At 65.1% G+C, this 16795-nt stretch carries 20 protein-coding genes; 11 read left to right on the top strand and 9 right to left on the bottom strand.

Going from position 1 to position 16795, the window contains the following annotated elements; translation table 11 throughout:
* The first annotated feature begins 35 nt into the window (after window positions 1-35).
* Window positions 36-944, top strand: a complete 909-nt coding sequence (locus CAG44_RS12250; RefSeq protein WP_085692213.1) for an alpha/beta fold hydrolase — start codon at window positions 36-38, stop codon at window positions 942-944.
* A 125-nt stretch (window positions 945-1069) separates the two neighbouring features.
* Here the strand turns inward: CAG44_RS12250 and CAG44_RS12245 are convergent, their stop codons facing one another.
* Genes CAG44_RS12245 through CAG44_RS12230 form a run of 4 tightly spaced genes read right to left on the bottom strand, consistent with a single transcriptional unit; the run spans window position 1070 to window position 3041 of the window.
* On the bottom strand, window positions 1070-1411 hold the full coding sequence (locus tag CAG44_RS12245; protein ID WP_003260709.1) for a HopJ type III effector protein: 342 nt from the start codon (window positions 1409-1411) through the stop codon (window positions 1070-1072).
* Window positions 1404-1700 carry a DUF1244 domain-containing protein gene (locus CAG44_RS12240; protein WP_003260708.1) on the bottom strand — a complete coding sequence of 99 codons (297 nt, stop codon included), beginning with the start codon at window positions 1698-1700 and terminating at the stop codon, window positions 1404-1406. The genes CAG44_RS12245 and CAG44_RS12240 overlap by 8 nt, the downstream gene beginning before the upstream one ends.
* Before the next feature lie 9 nt (window positions 1701-1709).
* Window positions 1710-2447 carry a dihydromonapterin reductase gene (gene folM / locus CAG44_RS12235; RefSeq protein ID WP_046616343.1) on the bottom strand — a complete coding sequence of 246 codons (738 nt, stop codon included), beginning with the start codon at window positions 2445-2447 and terminating at the stop codon, window positions 1710-1712.
* Window positions 2448-2480: 33 nt separating this feature from the next.
* Window positions 2481-3041 carry an antibiotic biosynthesis monooxygenase gene (locus CAG44_RS12230; protein WP_085692212.1) on the bottom strand — a complete coding sequence of 187 codons (561 nt, stop codon included), beginning with the start codon at window positions 3039-3041 and terminating at the stop codon, window positions 2481-2483.
* 199 nt (window positions 3042-3240) lie between these two features.
* Between CAG44_RS12230 and CAG44_RS12225 the strand changes: the two genes are divergently transcribed.
* The gene (locus tag CAG44_RS12225) at window positions 3241-4176 is read left to right on the top strand and encodes a MerR family transcriptional regulator (RefSeq protein ID WP_025340623.1); all 936 of its coding nucleotides are present in this window, start codon (window positions 3241-3243) and stop codon (window positions 4174-4176) included.
* On the opposite strand, the gene CAG44_RS12220 is transcribed toward CAG44_RS12225, so the two are convergent.
* Together CAG44_RS12220 and CAG44_RS12215 are read right to left on the bottom strand one after the other, a co-directional pair.
* Entirely contained in the window at window positions 4161-4778 is a 618-nt protein-coding gene (locus CAG44_RS12220) for a hypothetical protein (protein ID WP_085593030.1), read from the bottom strand. The two genes, CAG44_RS12225 and CAG44_RS12220, sit on opposite strands and share 16 nt — an antisense overlap.
* 56 nt (window positions 4779-4834) lie before the next feature.
* The gene (locus tag CAG44_RS12215) at window positions 4835-5263 is read right to left on the bottom strand and encodes a PAS domain S-box protein (protein WP_085593032.1); all 429 of its coding nucleotides are present in this window, start codon (window positions 5261-5263) and stop codon (window positions 4835-4837) included.
* A gap of 128 nt (window positions 5264-5391) precedes the next feature.
* Between CAG44_RS12215 and CAG44_RS12210 the strand changes: the two genes are divergently transcribed.
* Window positions 5392-5847 (top strand): flavodoxin, encoded by a 456-nt coding sequence (locus CAG44_RS12210; RefSeq protein ID WP_025340620.1) that lies wholly within the window; start codon window positions 5392-5394, stop codon window positions 5845-5847.
* A 127-nt stretch (window positions 5848-5974) separates the two neighbouring features.
* On the opposite strand, the gene CAG44_RS12205 is transcribed toward CAG44_RS12210, so the two are convergent.
* The gene (locus CAG44_RS12205; RefSeq protein WP_085692211.1) at window positions 5975-6871 is read right to left on the bottom strand and encodes a LysR family transcriptional regulator; all 897 of its coding nucleotides are present in this window, start codon (window positions 6869-6871) and stop codon (window positions 5975-5977) included.
* Between the two features lie 96 nt (window positions 6872-6967).
* On the opposite strand from CAG44_RS12205, the gene CAG44_RS12200 reads away from it, so the two are divergent.
* From CAG44_RS12200 to CAG44_RS12185, 4 genes are all read left to right on the top strand, one after another.
* Window positions 6968-7354, top strand: coding sequence for a CidA/LrgA family protein (locus tag CAG44_RS12200; protein ID WP_085692210.1), 387 nt, complete (start codon window positions 6968-6970; stop codon window positions 7352-7354).
* A complete protein-coding gene (locus CAG44_RS12195; protein ID WP_024087732.1) occupies window positions 7344-8030 on the top strand; it encodes an LrgB family protein in 687 nt (228 codons plus the stop codon). The genes CAG44_RS12200 and CAG44_RS12195 overlap by 11 nt, the downstream gene beginning before the upstream one ends.
* A 176-nt stretch (window positions 8031-8206) precedes the next feature.
* Complete coding sequence (locus CAG44_RS12190; protein ID WP_085692209.1) at window positions 8207-9112, top strand: alpha/beta fold hydrolase; 906 nt, start codon at window positions 8207-8209, stop codon at window positions 9110-9112.
* A 220-nt stretch (window positions 9113-9332) separates the two neighbouring features.
* On the top strand, window positions 9333-10247 hold the full coding sequence (locus tag CAG44_RS12185) for an SDR family oxidoreductase (RefSeq protein WP_046616333.1): 915 nt from the start codon (window positions 9333-9335) through the stop codon (window positions 10245-10247).
* Window positions 10248-10600: 353 nt separating this feature from the next.
* Here the strand turns inward: CAG44_RS12185 and CAG44_RS12180 are convergent, their stop codons facing one another.
* On the bottom strand, window positions 10601-11383 hold the full coding sequence (locus CAG44_RS12180; protein WP_025340615.1) for an IclR family transcriptional regulator: 783 nt from the start codon (window positions 11381-11383) through the stop codon (window positions 10601-10603).
* 174 nt (window positions 11384-11557) lie between these two features.
* Between CAG44_RS12180 and hmgA the strand changes: the two genes are divergently transcribed.
* From hmgA to maiA, 3 genes are read left to right on the top strand one after another with little or no spacing between them, the layout of a single operon-like run.
* On the top strand, window positions 11558-12859 hold the full coding sequence (gene hmgA, locus CAG44_RS12175) for a homogentisate 1,2-dioxygenase (RefSeq protein ID WP_075046350.1): 1302 nt from the start codon (window positions 11558-11560) through the stop codon (window positions 12857-12859).
* A 3-nt stretch (window positions 12860-12862) separates the two neighbouring features.
* Window positions 12863-14155: a fumarylacetoacetase gene (gene fahA / locus CAG44_RS12170; RefSeq protein WP_085692208.1), complete on the top strand. Its 1293-nt coding sequence runs from the start codon at window positions 12863-12865 to the stop codon at window positions 14153-14155.
* 12 nt (window positions 14156-14167) lie between these two features.
* On the top strand, window positions 14168-14800 hold the full coding sequence (gene maiA, locus CAG44_RS12165) for a maleylacetoacetate isomerase (RefSeq protein WP_025340612.1): 633 nt from the start codon (window positions 14168-14170) through the stop codon (window positions 14798-14800).
* On the opposite strand, the gene CAG44_RS12160 is transcribed toward maiA, so the two are convergent.
* On the bottom strand, window positions 14794-15600 hold the full coding sequence (locus CAG44_RS12160) for a SirB1 family protein (RefSeq protein WP_075046348.1): 807 nt from the start codon (window positions 15598-15600) through the stop codon (window positions 14794-14796). The two genes, maiA and CAG44_RS12160, sit on opposite strands and share 7 nt — an antisense overlap.
* Window positions 15601-15724: 124 nt before the next feature.
* On the opposite strand from CAG44_RS12160, the gene CAG44_RS12155 reads away from it, so the two are divergent.
* Window positions 15725-16744: a Glu/Leu/Phe/Val dehydrogenase dimerization domain-containing protein gene (locus CAG44_RS12155; protein ID WP_085692207.1), complete on the top strand. Its 1020-nt coding sequence runs from the start codon at window positions 15725-15727 to the stop codon at window positions 16742-16744.
* Window positions 16745-16795: the final 51 nt, after the last annotated feature.

Here is a 16795-nt window from a genome sequence, read left to right as displayed (position 1 = left end):
TGCTAGCTTTGGCGCACAACAACAGGGAATGTGCCATGAGCTGCCTCACCCAACCCGCCACTGCCTTTCGCCACACCGCAGCCGACGGCTACAGCCTCGGCGGCTTCCGCTGGCGCCACGCCCGACCTGACCCCCAGCGCCCGCTGGTGATCATCAACGCTGCCACCTCGGTACGCTGCCGCTACTACTCGCGTTTCGCCGACTACCTGTTCGCCCAGGGCTGCGATGTGCTGACCTACGACTACCGTGGCATCGGCGAATCCCGCCCGGCCTCGCTGCGCGGCTTCCAGGCATCCTGGAGCGACTGGGGCCGGCTGGATTTCGAAGCCATGCTGGTGCATGCCGCAGAACATTTCCCCGGCCAGCCGGTGGACGTGGTGGGGCACAGTTTTGGCGGCTGCGCAGTGGGGCTGGCACCTTCGGCGAGCAAGGTTCGCCGGGTGGTGATGGTTGGTGCGCAATTCGCCTATTGGCGCGATTACGCGGCTGACCAGCGTTGGCAACTGTTCGGCAAGTGGCATGTGGTAATGCCGCTGCTCACCCGGGTGTTCGGTTACTTTCCCGGCAAGCGCCTGGGTTGGCTGGAGGACACGCCATCCGGCGTGGTGCACGACTGGACCACCCGTACCCCACGCTATGAGCACCGACCCAGCGGGCGTGCACTGGAGGCACTACCGTTCGCCCAGGTGCGGGCGGCGACGCTGGCCATCAGCCTGACCGATGACCCCTTTGGTACCGTGGCGGCGACCGAGCGTTTGCTGGGTTATCTGCAGGGCGCCGAGCGCCAGCACCTGCGCATTGCGCCTGTGGATATCTCGGTCGATGAAATTGGCCATTTCGCATTCTTCCATGACCGCTTTCGCGAAAGTTTGTGGCCGCTGGCCTTGCAGTGGTTGCAGCAGGGTGGGTTGGCGGGTGAGGTCCCAGGAAGGATCATGGGTTGATGCTGTCTGCACCGGCCTCATCGCCGGCAAGCCAGCTCCCACAGGGGGATGATCAGTTTGAAGGCAGCGGGGTACCTGTGGGAGCTGGCTTGCCGGCGAAAGGGCCGCGGAGCGGCCCCAAAATCTCAAGCCTTGCGTGCAAGCGGCAGCTCGGCAAACTTGACGCCCGCCAGCCCATGCTTGATCAGCGCACGGATATTGCCATGGTCGCTGCCCTCCGGCGTGGCCACCACGTCACGGTAGTGCTCGCCAAAGGCCAGCAGCGCTTCCTGGTCGCTCAGCCCTTCCAGCAGCGCCAGGCCCAGGGTCTTGCACGAACCTTCGTTCTGCCCGGCCGCATTCGCCACGCCGCCATTGTCGAAGGCCTGTGGCTGGTAGCTGTAGTTGTCGGCAATGAACGCCAGGGTGTCGGCAAACACGTGTTGGCCGCTGGCCAGGCTGGCGCGCAGGGTGTTCAGGTCAGTCACGGGGTTTTCCTTTTTCGAACGCCGCTTGTTGGTCGGCGCTGGCTTCTTTCTGGTATTGGGCTTTCCACTCGGCGTAAGGCATGCCGTACACCGCTTCGCGGGCGTCATCCAGGCTCAGGTCGAGCTGGCGCTCATCAGCCGCGGCCTTGTACCACTTGGACAGGCAGTTGCGGCAGAAGCCGGACAGGTTCATCAGGTCGATGTTCTGCACGTCGGTGCGCTTCTGCAGGTGTTCGACCAGGCGCCGGAACGCGGCGGCCTCGAGTTCGAGCTGTTGCTGTGGGGTCATGGGCTTCTCTCAGGTCATGCGGTTCTTCAGGTGGCGGCCACCGTTGATGACCACCTGGCTGCCGGTGCTGTACTGGCTGGCGAGCAGGTACTTGACCGTCTCGATCAGCGGGCCGGCGCCGGGTTCGAACTCCAGCAGGGCCTTTTTCAGGGTCTGCTGGCGGTAGGTTTCGTCACCCCCTTCCTTGAGGATCAGCAGCCCCGGCAGGATACCGTTCACATGCACCTTGGGCGCATATTTTTCGGCGAACGACAGCACCATGTTCTGCAACGCGGCCTTGGTCGCGGCGTAGCCGATGTGGCTTTTGCTGCCGCGTGAAGAGGTTTCGTCGCAAATGTGGATGATGTCGGCCTTTTCCACCTTGGCCAGCAGGTCGCCCAGGGCCAGGTTGAGGTGGTAGGGCGCTTCGACGTGCAGGCGGAACATGGTCTCGAGGTTGTCGAGGCCATCGTCGAGCCACAGCGAGGCGTTGTGGATGATCGCGCGCAGGCCGTCGTAATGGTTGTGCAGATAGTCGATCAGGGCCTGGCGGTCGGCCGCCTGGCACAGGTCGGCCTGGAACTGCACGATGTTCGGGTGGGCCGCCTGTGGCTGGACGCTGCGGCTGGCACTGACCACCGTATGGCCGGCCTGTGCCAGTTCAAGGGCCAGGGCCAGCCCGACGCGCTGGCTGGCTCCGGTAACGAGAATGGGGCTGTTCATGTTCGGGGCGGTCAACTTGTCTGTCCTTTGGTTGCCGCCCAGCATACCCGAACTGTCTACCGCGTGTACGGCCTGGCCTCAGCGGCTGCGCAGGGCGCCAGCAGGGGCCGGGGATGCATGCAGCCAGCCGGCCAGCAGGCGGGTGGAAAGGGGGATGAACAGGTAGACCATCACCGGCGTCAGGCCCAGGGTGCTGAGCAGTACCCGGGGCACCAGGTCCAGTGCTGCCAGCCAGTGGCCGAACACCAGGTTGAACACCAGCGAGACGGGGAAGAAGGCCAGCCAGATGGCCACGGCCTGCTTCCAACGTGGTGGTTTTTGCACCATATTGGTGCCAAACCAGTCGTCGATGCCGCTTACGCGCTCCTCTTTGGGGCGTTCGAACAAGCCGTTGCCGCGCTGCAACCAGGCCCGTCGCGAGGCGGAATGCTCCCAGGCATGCAGGGTCGGCTCGTCGCTGAAACGGAAAATGATCTGGAATTCGTCGCTGTCGCGGGGTGGCGCCAGGATGCCCGAGCCAAGGTAGCCGGGGAAGTCGGTGGCCAGCTGTTCGCCTTCATGCAGCCAGGCCAGCAGGTCCTGGTAGCGGCCATGGGCGGCGCGGCGCGACACCATCAGGGTGACGGGTGGGGTAGACATCGTGTATCTCCTGGCAACGGGGCTGGCGGGTAGCCGGCCCCTTTGGCTGTGTGGCCCGGGGTGGTGGGCGACGCAGGCGTGCATGCAAGAATCGGGCGCGGATTATCGCCCATGTGCGATCTTCGGCAACTGTCAGCCGGCAAACGGTTGCCGTAGTAGACTAGGTGTTCAACTTGGGCACACAGGGTACCCCTTGCAGATGAACGAACAGGGACTGAACCCAGTAATCGATGCGAGCCTCGCGCAGCAGGACCTGTTTCCGATCCGTGAGGTTTCCCGCCTGACCGGTGTCAACGCCGTGACCTTGCGCGCCTGGGAGCGCCGCCATGGCCTGATCCAGCCAACCCGCACCGACAGTGGTCACCGCCTGTATTCCCAGGCCGACATCGATGACATCCGCCGCATCCTTGGCTGGTTGGAGCGCGGCGTGGCGGTAAGCAAGGTCGCCAGCATCCTCGCCCGCGACCATGCCCTAGCCGGGCAGGCAGGTGGCGCGACGGGCGCCTGGGTGCGCTGGCAGCAGCAGATTCGCCAGGCGCTGCAACGTTTTGACCTGGCCGGCCTGGACCGCCTGTTCGACGAAGTGTTTGCCGCCTGCACCCTGGACCAGGTATTCAGCGAAGTGTTCATGCCGGTGTGGCATGACCTGGCGGTCGGGCAGGGCGGCTACGGGCAGGCCAGCGAGTGGCTGTTCCTCGATCAGTTCCTGCGTGGCCGGGTGTTCGCTCGCTTGCAACTTGCCCGTGTACTGCGCAGCCGCATGGTGCTGCTGGCACCGTTGCCGGGGCAGTGCCACGAACTGGAGTTGCTGGTGACCAGCCTGATCCTGGGCAGTGATGAAGTTGGCGTGACACCACTGGCGAGCGGGCAGCCGCTGGCAGAACTGGCGCTGGTCTGCGAGCGCCTGAAACCGGATGCCCTGGTGCTGTTCTCCCACCAGCCGCCCACGGCGGAACTCACCCGGCGCCTGACGCGCCTGGTGGCAGGGCTGGAATGCCCGTTATTACTGGCGGGTGAAGCGGCGGAACTGGCACAGGACAGCCTGGCTGGCAGCCCGATCGCCTGCCTGGGCGCACAGGGTAGTGTGATGCGCCAGCGTTTGCGGCAGTTTCTGGCCGGTCAGTTCGATACCTGAGTGTGTAGCTCGGGGTGGGCCCGGCGATGGGCCTGGAGAATGTAGTCGCGCAAGCGTTCGATCTCTTCGGCCGGGCTTTGGCTGAGGTCGTAGGCGGCCAGGTCCGGGCCGATGCGCCGGCCCAGCACGCCATGCAGTTCGATGGGGGGGATGCCGCCAGGGGCGAAGCTCAGTTCGAAGCGGGCTGGTGCCGCTGGCAGGCCACGGACTTCCAGCAATGTACCCTTGAACGAAATATCGCGAACCCACAGGCCGCTTTCCTGCCCATGGGCATCGAGCAGCGCGCTCGGCTGCTCCATCGACAGGCGCCAGGGGCGCAGCATGGGCCCGTCCTCGTAGATTTCCGGTGAGCCCAGTTGCAGGTGCAGGGCGTGGAACTCGTCTTCCACCAGTTGCAGCGGGAAGCTGATCTGCTGGTTGTTGAACTGGGCCTGCAGGGTTACCTGCTCGTTGGCCACCAAGCGGGTGAGCAAGCTCTGGATGCGGCGGTCGCCATTGACCAGCAGGCTCGACATGGGGTCGGCCAGGTTCAACTGCGGCGAATGCTGCATGTTCTGTATGAAATCCAGCTCGTCCTGGGTCAGGAGCGCTTCTGCTTGCATGATCGAACTCGATGGCGATTTCTTCAACGGGATTGACCGTGCGTGGCGTACTTGGTTCAGGTGCGTTCGTCGGGTTTCGGACGAACGCGCAGTTGCGCCAGTTCCCGCTCCAGTTCGACCTGTCGAGTGACGTCTTTCTGGATACCGATGAAGTAGGTGCGCTGTTCTCCGTCGTGCCTTACCGGGGTGATCGACAGTTCGTTCCAGAAAGCGCTGCCATCCTTGCGGTAGTTGCGCAGCACTTCGCGGCACGGCCGGCCTTCGGCCAGGGCCTTGCGGATGCGGGCGCGGCCAAGCTGGTCGCGGTCGTCGGCCTGCAGGAAGCGGCAATCCTGGTAGAGGATTTCGTCACGGCTGTAGCCGGTCAGGCGTTCGAAGGCCGCGTTCACGTAGATGAGGATGGTGTCGTCGCCTTCCTGTTCGGCGACCACGATGCCGTCATTGGACGCATCGACCATGGATTGCAGTAGTTGCGCGTTGATCATGTTCGGGCCATTGAATAAACAAGGGTGCGAAGCAGGGCTGAGGATGGTGACTTTGGTAGAGGCGGCCTTTTGCCAGCGCCGGATGCTAGTATCCTACGTTTTCACTCAGTTTCGGAATCCTCTACCCGATGAAAGTCGCCATTATTTCCGGATCGGTCTACGGCACCGCCGAAGAAGTCGCCCGTCACGCTGAATCGCTGCTCAAGGCTGCGGGCCTGGAGGCCTGGCATGCGGCGCGCGCCACCTTGCAGGACCTTGAAGGTTTCGCCCCCGACGCCTTGCTGGCCGTGACCTCGACCACTGGCATGGGCGAACTGCCGGACAACCTCATGCCGTTGTACAGCAGCATTCGCGATACCCTGCCTGCGGCCTGGCGTGGCCTGCCGGGTGCGGTGATTGCGCTGGGTGACAGCAGTTATGGCGATACCTATTGCGGTGGTGGCGAGCAGATGCGCGAACTGTTTGCCGAACTGGGCGTGCGCGAAGTGCAGCCGATGCTGCGCCTGGATGCCAGCGAGACGGTGACTCCGGAGGCGGATGCAGAGCCTTGGTTGGCTGAGCTTGTTCAAGCACTGAAAGCCTGAGGTATTTCCCCCGCCCTTGCCGGCCTCTTCGCGGGCTCGCCCGCTCCCACAGGATCCTCATCATCCTCGAGATCAGCGGTATACCTGTGGGAGCGGGCAAGCCCGCGAAGAGGCCGGCAAGGGCAACTCATCCCTTGCTGCCGAGCACCGGCCACTCGCTCACCAACGCCAACCACGCCTGCGCCGCCCGTGACAGATACGCCCCGCGCCGCCAGATGAACGCGATATCCCAACGCAAATCCCCCGGCGAGCGCAGCGGCAAGCGCACCACACCGGGGCGCTCCAGTGCTTTCGCCACCACACGGGGCAGCAGCACCACGCCCTGGCCCGCCGCCGCCAGCGCCGCGAGGAAGTCCGCCTGGCCACTGCGCCCGCCTTCCTTGGGGGTAAAACCCTGCTGCTGGCATGCCTTCAGCAACCGGTCATTGAGCACGAAGCTGCGCTGGTAAAGCAGGAACGGGGTATCGGCCAGCTGCTGCAGGTCCACCCCGTCCTGGCCCGCCAGTTCGTGGCCGCGAGGCAACAGGGCATCCAGTGGTTCGTTGCAGAACGGCTGGTAGTCGAACGCCTCGTCACTGGGCGTCAGGCTGCCACCCAGTTCCAGTTCGCCACTCTTGACTGCCTGTTCGATGCTGCGGCTGCCGCCTTCGAGCAACTGGACCGCGATGTTCGGGTGACGCCGCCGATACTCGGCGAACAACCCGGCGAACAGCGCGTCGCTGCCCAGCATCGGCAAGCCCAGGCGCAGTTCACCGCGGCCCATCTGGCTGAGGTCGTCCAGTTCGCTGAGCAGCGCCTGACGTTGGCGCAGCAAGGCTTCGCCACGCTCCAGCACGATGCGCCCGGCAGCGGTCAGGTGCAGCTGCGAGGCCTGGCGCTCCAGCAGCGGCTGGCCCACATCTTGCTCCAGCTGGGCCACCTGTTTGCTCACCGCTGACTGGCTGATGTGCAGGGTCTGCGCCGCCTGGGTAAAGCCGCCGCGGTGGACCACTTCGATAAAGCTGCGCAGCTGTTTGAATTCCATGATCGCAATTCCATTCTGGAATGGCGTTCAGTCTAACAATTCGCTTCTGGCCTAGGCAGCCAAATCTTAAAATGAGGGCCTGTCGAGGACCCCCCCATGAAACCCGCGTTTTTGAAAAAAGCCCTGCGCCTGCTCGTCGAGCTGGCGATCCTCTGTGCCTTGTTCCTGTTCGGTGGCCAGCTTGCCACCTGGCTGGGCTGGCCGATTCCTGGCGGTGTGATGGGCCTGGCATTGCTGCTGTTGCTGTTCGCCTCGGGTGTGCTCAAGCCGGCCATGCTGCAACTGGGCGCCGGCTGGCTGATGGCTGAGATGCTGTTGTTCTTCATCCCGGCGTTGATGAGCCTGCTCGATTACGGCGCCCTGATCCGTGACGAGGGCTGGCGCATCCTGCTGGTGATTGCCGTGAGCACCTTGATGGTAATGGTGGTGACCGCGTTGACCGTGGAACTGGTGTGCCGCTGGAGTTTGCGCCATGAGCCTTGAACCCATGCCGCTGTTCTGGCTGGCCCTGACCTTGCTGGCGTACCTGGGCAGCCGCTGGTTGTACCGGCGCAGCGGGCGCTACCTGCTGTCGCCGCTGATCCTGGTGCCGGTTCTGTTGCTGGCGGTGGCCGTGCCGCTGCACACCGCCTATGCCGAGTACGCCCGCAACACCCATTGGCTGATGAGCGTGCTTGGCCCGGTGACCGTGGCCTTCGCGGTGCCGATCTGGCAGCAACGGGCCATGCTGGCGCGCCACTGGCCGGCACTGATGGTGGGCATGGTCGCCGGCAGCAGCGCTTCGATCGCCAGTTCCTGGGGGTTGGCTCATATGTTGGCGCTGGACAGCGCGACCAGCCTGTCGCTGGTGCCGCGTTCGATCACCACGCCCTTTGCCATGCCATTGGCCCATGACCTGGGTGGCGTACCGGAACTGACGGCGGTGTTCGTGATGTTCACCGGCGTGCTGGGCGCCATGTTCGGCGGCGTGCTGCTGCGTTGGTTGCCGTTGCGCACGCCGCTGGCGCGGGGCGCGCTGTTCGGCGTCGGTGCGCATGGCGCCGGTGTCAGCCGGGCGCAGGAGGTAGGCCGCGAGGAAGGCTCGGTGGCCGGCCTAGTCATGGTCCTGACCGGGTTGTTGAACCTGTTCGCGGCACCGCTGCTGGCCATGCTGCTCTGACCGTTCGTGCCACTGACTCGCCAAGTCATCAAGCTGGCTGGCAACGCAAGTTCCAGCCCATGGGCTGCTGGCTAGACTCAGCCTCGACATAGAGAGCACATGTAAGTGCCGAGGTGACATGCAATGACCGCAGCCTTGCTCTATTCCACCAACACCACTTCACCGGGACCGTTCTGATGCCCATGGCCGAAATTCCATTGTGCGTCTGGCGTACCCGGGGACAGAGTTTCAGCTTCCGGGGCCAGAGCATCCGCTACTGGACCGCAGGGCAAGGAGAGCCCCTGCTTCTGTTGCACGGCTTCCCCACCGCCAGCTGGGATTGGCACTACCTGTGGGGGCCTTTGGCCCAGCGCTTCCGGGTGATCGCCTGCGACATGCTTGGCTTTGGCGATTCGGCCAAACCGGTCGATCACGTGTACAGCCTGATGGAGCAGGCCGACCTGCAGCAGGCCTTGCTCGCCGAACTGCAAGTCGACCAGCCGGTGCATCTGCTGGCCCATGACTACGGCGGCAGTGTGGCCCAGGAACTGCTGGCACGGCATCATGAACAGCGCGCCAACATCGCCAGTTGTGTGTTCCTCAACAGCGGGCTGTTCCCCGAAAGCTGCCGCATGCTGCTGATCCAGAAGCTGTTGCTCAGCCGGCTGGGCTGGCTGGTAGGGCGCTCGTTCGGGCGTGACGACCTGGTGCGCAACGTGACTCAGGTCTACGGCCCTTGCACCCACCCAAGTGAAAGCGCGCTGGATGACTTCTGGAGCCTGATCGCCGCCAACCGTGGCACGCGCATCCTGCACAAGCTGGTGTGTTACATGCCGGAGCGCAGGTTGCACCGCGACCGCTGGGTTGGCGCGATGCAGCACGAAGGCGTGCCGCTGCGCTTGATCAATGGCGTGGTCGACCCGCTGTCCGGCGCGCACATGGTGGAGCGCTACCGGCAACTGGTGCCGGAGCCGGACACCGTGCAGTTGCAGGGCATCGGCCATTACCCGCATACCGAAGCGCCGGTGCAGGTGCTGCGCCATTACCTGGCCTTTCGTGAACAACCGCTGAGCTGTTTCCAGCAGAAAGTGGCGTGGTCCTGACAGGGCCTCATCGCCGGCAAGCCGGCTCCCACAGGTACAGCGCAGGCCTGGAGGCCGGCGCGGTTGGTGTGGGGGCTGGCTTGCCGGCGATGGGCCGCACAGCGGCCCCATAACCATCGTGCTGCGTTATTGCCAGGCATTCAGCCTGCGTGAGCTTGATTGTCCGCCCGCCGCTGGCGGCGGACACTCGGCTGACCTGAACCTGCCTGGAGCCATGAGCATGAGCGAGCCTGTCCGTCTGCAAGATCGCGTGGTGATCGTCACCGGAGCCGGGGGCGGCCTGGGCCGTGCCCATGCGCTGCTGTTCGCTGCGCGTGGTGCGCGGGTGGTGGTCAACGACCTCGGCGGCTCCACCCACGGTGAAGGTGCCAGCGCCTCTGCCGCCGACCGGGTGGTAGCGGAGATCCGCGCCGCTGGTGGCAGTGCCATTGCCAACCATGACTCGGTCAGCCACGGCGCGCGTATTGTCGAGCAGGCCCTGGACAGCTTCGGCCGGGTCGATGTGCTGGTGAACAATGCCGGCATCCTGCGTGACAAGACCTTCCACAAGATGGAAGACAGCGACTGGGAGCAGGTGTATCAGGTGCATGTCGAGGGGGCTTACAAGGTCACCCGCGCCGCCTGGCCGCACCTGCGCGAGCAGAACTGGGGGCGGGTGATCTTCACTGCTTCCACGTCCGGCATCTACGGCAACTTCGGCCAGGCCAACTACGGCATGGCCAAGCTGGGCCTGTATGGGCTGACTCGTACCCTGGCGATCGAAGGGCGCAAGCACGGCATCCTGGTCAACGCCATCGCCCCCACCGGTGGTACCCGCATGACCGAAGGGTTGATCCCGCCCCAGGTGTTCGAGCGGCTCAAGCCAGAGCTGGTCAGCCCGCTGGTGGTGTACCTGGGCAGCGAGCAGTGCCAGGGCAGCGGTGAGCTGTTCGAAGTGGGCGGCGGCTGGGTGGGCAAGGTACGGTGGGAGCGTAGCCTGGGGGTAGGCTTCGATCCGCGTGAAGGCTTTACCCCGGAGCAGGTGGCGGAGAACTGGGCACGGATTGGCGACTTCGACGGGGCAGTGCACCCACAGGACAGCTTGCAGGCGTTGCAGCAGATGATGGCGAACTTGCAGAAGTATCCGCTGGGCTGAGCTTTGTACTACCTGTGCTGGCCTCTTCGCGGGCTTGCCCGCTCCCACAGGGATATCACTGCCCTCAGGCTTGGTGATATCCCTGTGGGAGCGGGCAAGCCCGCGAAGAGGCCAGCACAGGCGACGGAAATTTTCAGGGCAAATAAAAAAGGCCGCTGCAAGCCGCAGCGGCCAATCGAGACGTCAGATCAAGGAGCTTCAAAATCTACGTCGGTGAACCTCGCAGGCCTGAAAGGCGGGGGGGAGAGCCCTTCATGCCGGCCAGTGAGTTAAGAATAAGCGCCTGATCCTGTAGGAAAAATAGCCGCTTATGACATTCACCTTTACGTATCGGGCAATAGTGCCGCAAGCGCTCAGCCGGCGGGCGAATAGCCCATGCGCCAGCTGGTTTCCCGCGCTGCCGCCAGCAGCCGTTGCGCCGCCGGGCCATGCTCGTCGGCATGGAAGATCGACGTCGGCCCGACCACGGTCATCACCGCGGCGACCTGCCCCATGGCATTGAACACCGGGGCCGACAGCGCATCCACGCCGGGCATCAACAGCCCGTGCACATGGTGCAGGCCACGTTCACGAATGCCCGCCAGTACCGCCTGGTAGTCGGCGGCGCTGTGCTGCAGGGCGGCCAGTTCCCGGTCACGCAACTCCACGGTCTCGCGCTCGGGCAGGTAGGCGGCGAACACCAGCCCGGTGGACGACGTGAGCAGCGGCAGTACCGAGCCGATCTGCGTTACCACGGTGACCGCGCGTACCGCCGGCTCGATGCTCACCACTGTCGCGCCCTGGTTGCCCCATACGGCAACGAAGCAGCTCTCGTTCAGTTCATCGCGCAGCTGCGACAACGGTAGCGCGGCAATCTTCAGCACATCGATACTGCCCAGCGCCGCCAGCCCCACCCGCAGTGCCTCGCGCCCCAGGCCGTAATGGTTGGTGGCCGCATCCTGCTCGGCAAAACCGCTGGCGATCAATGCCTGCAGGTAACGGTGCACCTTGCTCGCCGGCATCTGCACATGTTCCGCGAGGCGCGACAGGGAGGTGGACGGGGAGAGCTCAGCAAGGGCCTTGAGGATGTCGGTGCCGACCTCCGCCGAGCGGACTTTCTGCTTGCCGTTGTCGGCGGGGGAGCTGGCTTTGGCCATGGACATCTTCTTCCGGATTCGTCGAGTCGCGCCTTTATAGCTTGACGCATTGCCCGTAGCAAATTACGTTATTCGTAATCTGATTACGATAAAAACAATGCAGACGCGCTGCCACCCCGCCCCGGGCCAGCAGCCAGCTGCCAGCAACGGCTCGGCCAGAGCCCGGAGGCATCGATGAATCGCGATACGTCACCCGACCTTCACTACCTCAGCGGCTTCGGCAACGAGTTTGCCAGCGAAGCGCTGCCAGGGGCCTTGCCGGTCGGGCAGAACTCGCCGCAGAAGGCACCCTATGGTCTGTATGCCGAGCTGCTCTCGGGCACGGCGTTCACCATGACCCGCAGCGAGCTGCGCCGCACCTGGCTATATCGTATTCGTCCGTCTGCCTTGCACCCGCGTTTCGAGCGCCTGGCGCGTCAGCCGCTGACCGGCCCGTTGGGGGCCATCACCCCTAACCGCCTGCGCTGGAACCCCCAGCCGATCCCCGTCGAACCGACCGATTTCATCGAGGGCTGGCTGCCCATGGTGGCCAACGCCGCTGCGGAAAAACCGGCCGGCGTGAGCATCTACATCTACCGCGCCAATCGGTCGATGGAGCGGGTGTTCTTCAACGCCGACGGTGAACTGCTGCTGGTGCCGCAACAGGGCCGCCTGCGCATTGCCACCGAACTGGGGGTGATGGAAGTCGAGCCGTTGGAAATCGCGGTAATCCCGCGTGGCATGAAGTTCCGCGTCGAACTGCTCGACGGCGAGGCCCGCGGCTACATCGCCGAAAACCACGGCGCGCCGCTGCGCATCCCGGACCTGGGCCCGATCGGCAGCAACGGCCTGGCCAACCCGCGCGACTTCCTCACCCCGGTGGCGCACTACGAAGAGGCCGATGGCCCGGTGCAGCTGGTGCAGAAGTTCCTGGGCGAACATTGGGCCTGCGAACTGCAGCACTCGCCACTGGATGTGGTTGCCTGGCACGGCAGCAACGTGCCATACAAGTACGACCTGCGCCGCTTCAACACCATTGGTACGGTCAGCTTCGACCACCCGGACCCGTCGATTTTCACCGTGCTGACCTCGCCGACCAGCGTGCATGGCCTGGCCAACATGGACTTCGTGATCTTCCCGCCACGCTGGATGGTGGCCGAGAACACTTTCCGTCCACCATGGTTCCACCGCAACCTGATGAACGAGTTCATGGGCCTGATCAACGGTGCCTACGACGCCAAGGCCGAGGGCTTCCTGCCGGGCGGTGCCTCGCTGCACGGAGTGATGAGCGCCCACGGCCCCGACGCCGAAACCTGCGAAAAGGCTATTGCCGCCGACCTGGCGCCGCACAAGATCGACAACACCATGGCCTTCATGTTCGAGACCAGCCAGGTGCTGCGCCCGAGCCTGCAAGCCCTTGAATGCCCGCAGTTGCAGGCCGACTACGATAGTTGCTGGGCCACCTTGCCGAGCACCTTCAACCCGAACCGGAGATAACCCATGAACCAGACCGCCATTGCCCGTAGCTGGGTCGAGCACGCCAACGGGCACAGCGACTTCCCGCTGCAGAACCTGCCGTTGGGCATCTTCAGCCGGCCGGGTGAAGCCAAGCGCTGTGGCGTGGCCATCGGCGACGCGATCCTCGACCTGGAGGCGGTGCTGGCCGCCGGCCTGTTCGACGGTGCCGCCAAGGCCGCTGTCGAGGCCACCCGTGGTGGGGTCTTGAACGCATTCTTCGCCCTCGGCCGCAGTGCCCGCGTCGCCCTGCGCGAGCGCCTGCTGGTGCTGCTGGGCGAACACAGCGAACACCAGGCGGCGCTGCAGGCCGCCCTGTACCCGGCCAGCGCCTGCCAGCTGCATGTACCGGCGCAGATCGGTGACTACACCGACTTCTACGTGGGTATCGAGCACGCCAAGAACGTCGGCAAGCTGTTCCGCCCCGACAACCCGCTGCTGCCCAACTACAAGTACGTGCCGATCGGTTATCACGGCCGCGCCTCGACCATCCGCCCGTCCGGCACTGATGTGCGCCGGCCCAAAGGCCAGACCCTGCCGGCTGGGCACACCGAGCCAAGCTTCGGCCCCTGCGCGCGCCTGGACTACGAGCTGGAGCTGGGTATCTGGATTGGTCAGGGCAACGACATGGGCCAGGCGATCCCGGTAGGCGATGCCGCCGAGCACGTGGCCGGCCTGTGCCTGCTCAACGACTGGTCGGCGCGCGATATCCAGGCCTGGGAATACCAGCCGCTGGGGCCGTTCCTGTCCAAGAGCTTCATCACCACCATCTCGCCCTGGGTGGTTACCGCCGAAGCGCTGGAACCGTTCCGCTGTGCCCAGCCGGCACGCCCGGAAGGCGACCCGCAGCCACTGTCGTACCTGCTGGACAAGCGCGACCAGGCCGCCGGTGCATTCGATATCGAACTCGAGGTGCTGCTGCTCACCGAGCGCATGCGCGAGCAGGGCCTTGCCCCGTACCGCCTGACCTTGAGCAACACCCGCAGCATGTACTGGACCGTGGCGCAGCTGGTCGCGCACCACAGCGTCAACGGCTGCCAGCTGCAACCGGGCGACCTGTTCGGTTCGGGCACGCTGTCGGGCGCCACGCCAGGTTCGTTCGGCAGCCTGCTGGAGATCACCGAAGGCGGCAAGCACCCGGTGGAACTGGCCAGTGGCGAGGTGCGCAAGTTCCTCGAAGACGGCGACGAGATCATCCTGCGTGCTCGCTGCGTGCGTGATGGCGTGGCCAGCATCGGTTTCGGTGAATGCCGCGGCACGGTCATCGCGGCCAACTGAGGAGGCACGGGCATGGAGCTGTACACCTATTATCGTTCCACCTCGTCCTACCGGGTGCGCATTGCCCTGGCACTGAAGGGGCTGGCCTACCAGTCCCTGCCGGTCAACCTGTTGCAGGGTGAGCAGCGCGGTGCGGACTATGTCGCGGTCAACCCGCAGGGCCGTGTGCCGGCCTTGCGCACCGATGGCGGTGAGCTGCTGGTGCAGTCGCCGGCGATCATCGAGTACCTGGAGGAGGTTTATCCACAGCCCGCCCTGCTGCCTGCTGCGGCCGAGGCGCGCGCCAAGGTACGGGGCGTGGCGGCGATCATCGGCTGCGACATCCACCCGCTGCACAACGTCAGCGTGCTCAACCGGCTGCGCCAGGCTGGCCAGGACGAGAGCCAGGTCAACCAGTGGATCGGCCACTGGATCAGCCAGGGGCTGGCGGCAGTGGAGCAGCTGATAGGCGATCACGGCTTCTGCTTCGGTGACGAGCCGGGCCTGGCGGATGTCTACCTGATCCCGCAGTTGTACGCGGCCGAACGCTTCAACATCGACCTCGACAGCTTCCCGCGCATCCTGCGGGTTGCCGCCCTGGCGGCGGGGCACCCGGCGTTCGCCCAGGCCCACCCGGCACAGCAGCCGGACAGCCCGGCTCAGTGAATGGAACGGTTCGCCGCCGGAAGCTTGCCGATACGCTCGGACAGTTTCAGGCGCTGGACCGGGTCCTCCGTCAGCAGTAACGCATGCTCCAGGTCGAAGCGCTCGGCCTGCGGGCAATCCAGGTGCTGGTAGAGCGAGGCGCGGGTCACATAGTCGCTGACCTGCACCGGGCCCAGTTGCATGACCCGCTCGGCATCGATCAGCGCCGCCAGGTGGTCGTCGTTGCTGATGTGCAACTGGCGCAGGTTGCGTGACAGGCGTTGCAGCATCTGCAGCGGGCTGGCACTGCGCATGTGCTCGGCGGTCAGCGCTACATGCGGGCCAAACTGGCGAGCCAGCAGCTCACGGCAATCGTTGGGGTACAGGCGGCGGCCACCACAGGGGTCGAGCAGGTGATCCGCACCTGGCACGCGCAGCAGGAAATGGCCAGGGAAGCCTACGCCCTCAAGGGGGATGGACAGGCGCCGGGCCAGTTCCAGGGCGAGGATGGCCAGGGTCAGCGGTTGGCCACGGCGGCGCTGCAGCACCTTGTCCATCATCGCGGCTTGCGGGCGCAGCGGGTGGTATTCATCCTGCTGGAAGCCCAGGGCATTGAGTTGGCGCAGCAGTGGCTGGGCCAGTTCGCACAGCGGCAGCATCGGCAGGTTGGCGCTGATCTCGCGCTGCAGGTCATGCAGCTTGGCAAGGCTGGCCGCGGGCTCGACGCTGCGGTCGTGCTCGGCGGCAATCCATAATGCGGCTTCCAGCAGGGCGACGGGCTCGCGTTCCAGGCAGGCCAGGCAGGCTTGACGTGGCTTCATGGGGCTTCTCCACACACGCTTGAGTATTAGCCGCGGCGCGCGGTTTCGTCCAGTGGTCCGGCGGCGGCGCCAGCCCAAGGGCCATGCCTATACTGGAGAGAGCACCTCGTAGGGGAGCCTGTCGATGTTCGCGCTGATGCAAAGCACCCGTACCCAGTCGCTGCACTTGTTCACCCACCCGCCCACCGGCCTGAAGGCCGTGGTGGCTATCCACAGCGAGCAGTTGGGCCCGGCCATGGGCGGTTGCCGCTACCTGCCTTATGCCGATGATGAAAGCGCCATGACCGACGCAATTCGCCTGGCCCAGGGCATGAGCTACAAGGCGGCGCTGGCCGGCCTGCCACTGGGGGGCGGCAAGGCGGTGATCATGCGCAACCCGCATGTGGAAAACCGTGCCGCGCTGTTCGAGGCCTTTGGCCGCTTCATCGACACCTTGCAAGGGCGCTTCATCATCGCCGTGGACAGCGGCACCTCGACCCTGGACATGGACTGCATTGCCCAGAGCACACCCCATGTGACCAGCACCACGGCCTCGGGAGACCCCTCACCGCATGCGGCGATGGGGGTTTTTGCCGGCATTCGTGCCACCACTTCGTTCCGCCTTGGCAGTGATGACCTGCAAGGGCTGCGGGTTGCGGTGCAAGGGCTGGGCAATGTCGGTTATGCGCTGGCGGAGCAACTGCATGCGGCGGGTGCTGACCTGCTGGTGAGCGACCTGGACCCTGGGCGGGTGCGGCTGGCGGTGGAGCAGTTCAATGCCCATCCGGTGACCAACGATGCGTTGATCAGCACGCCTTGCGACATCTTTGCCCCTTGCGGCGTGGGGCCGGTGTTGAACGGGCAGAGCGTGATGCAGCTGCGTTGCGCGGCAGTGGCGGGGGCGGCGAACAACCAGCTGACCACCTTGCAGGTAGCCGACCAGCTGGAGTCGCGCGGGATACTGTATGCGCCCGATTACGTGATCAATGCCGGTGGGTTGATCTACGTGGCACTTACCCATCGTGGCGTAGACCTGGGCACCATCACTGCGCACCTGGCGCGGATACCTTCACGGCTGACCGAAGTGTTTGGCCATGCCCAGGCAGAGAAGCGCTCGCCGGCGCGGGTGGCGCAGATGCTGGCGGAGCGGTTGCTCTACGGCTGAGAGGCGATACCGGCTTTGCTGGCCTCTTCGCGGGCACGCCCGCTCCCACAG

It is taken from the genome of Pseudomonas sp. B13(2017) (genome assembly GCF_002113245.1).
Lineage (GTDB): Bacteria > Pseudomonadota > Gammaproteobacteria > Pseudomonadales > Pseudomonadaceae > Aquipseudomonas > Aquipseudomonas putida_Z.
This window is presented reverse-complemented; position numbering and strand designations above follow the sequence as displayed.

Coding starts and splice junctions, on each gene's coding strand:
- CAG44_RS12160 (WP_075046348.1), bottom strand. CDS start 15,600: ATGAAGCCACGTCAAGCCTGCCTGGCCTGCCTGGAACGCGAGCCCGTC.
- CAG44_RS12205 (WP_085692211.1), bottom strand. CDS start 6,871: ATGGAATTCAAACAGCTGCGCAGCTTTATCGAAGTGGTCCACCGCGGC.
- CAG44_RS12210 (WP_025340620.1), top strand. CDS start 5,392: ATGAAAGTCGCCATTATTTCCGGATCGGTCTACGGCACCGCCGAAGAA.
- CAG44_RS12190 (WP_085692209.1), top strand. CDS start 8,207: ATGCCCATGGCCGAAATTCCATTGTGCGTCTGGCGTACCCGGGGACAG.
- CAG44_RS12250 (WP_085692213.1), top strand. CDS start 36: ATGAGCTGCCTCACCCAACCCGCCACTGCCTTTCGCCACACCGCAGCC.
- fahA (WP_085692208.1), top strand. CDS start 12,863: ATGAACCAGACCGCCATTGCCCGTAGCTGGGTCGAGCACGCCAACGGG.
- CAG44_RS12195 (WP_024087732.1), top strand. CDS start 7,344: ATGAGCCTTGAACCCATGCCGCTGTTCTGGCTGGCCCTGACCTTGCTG.
- CAG44_RS12240 (WP_003260708.1), bottom strand. CDS start 1,700: ATGACCCCACAGCAACAGCTCGAACTCGAGGCCGCCGCGTTCCGGCGC.
- CAG44_RS12180 (WP_025340615.1), bottom strand. CDS start 11,383: ATGGCCAAAGCCAGCTCCCCCGCCGACAACGGCAAGCAGAAAGTCCGC.
- CAG44_RS12215 (WP_085593032.1), bottom strand. CDS start 5,263: ATGATCAACGCGCAACTACTGCAATCCATGGTCGATGCGTCCAATGAC.
- CAG44_RS12200 (WP_085692210.1), top strand. CDS start 6,968: ATGAAACCCGCGTTTTTGAAAAAAGCCCTGCGCCTGCTCGTCGAGCTG.
- CAG44_RS12185 (WP_046616333.1), top strand. CDS start 9,333: ATGAGCGAGCCTGTCCGTCTGCAAGATCGCGTGGTGATCGTCACCGGA.
- CAG44_RS12155 (WP_085692207.1), top strand. CDS start 15,725: ATGTTCGCGCTGATGCAAAGCACCCGTACCCAGTCGCTGCACTTGTTC.
- hmgA (WP_075046350.1), top strand. CDS start 11,558: ATGAATCGCGATACGTCACCCGACCTTCACTACCTCAGCGGCTTCGGC.
- CAG44_RS12230 (WP_085692212.1), bottom strand. CDS start 3,041: ATGTCTACCCCACCCGTCACCCTGATGGTGTCGCGCCGCGCCGCCCAT.
- maiA (WP_025340612.1), top strand. CDS start 14,168: ATGGAGCTGTACACCTATTATCGTTCCACCTCGTCCTACCGGGTGCGC.
- CAG44_RS12220 (WP_085593030.1), bottom strand. CDS start 4,778: ATGCAAGCAGAAGCGCTCCTGACCCAGGACGAGCTGGATTTCATACAG.
- CAG44_RS12225 (WP_025340623.1), top strand. CDS start 3,241: ATGAACGAACAGGGACTGAACCCAGTAATCGATGCGAGCCTCGCGCAG.
- folM (WP_046616343.1), bottom strand. CDS start 2,447: ATGCTGGGCGGCAACCAAAGGACAGACAAGTTGACCGCCCCGAACATG.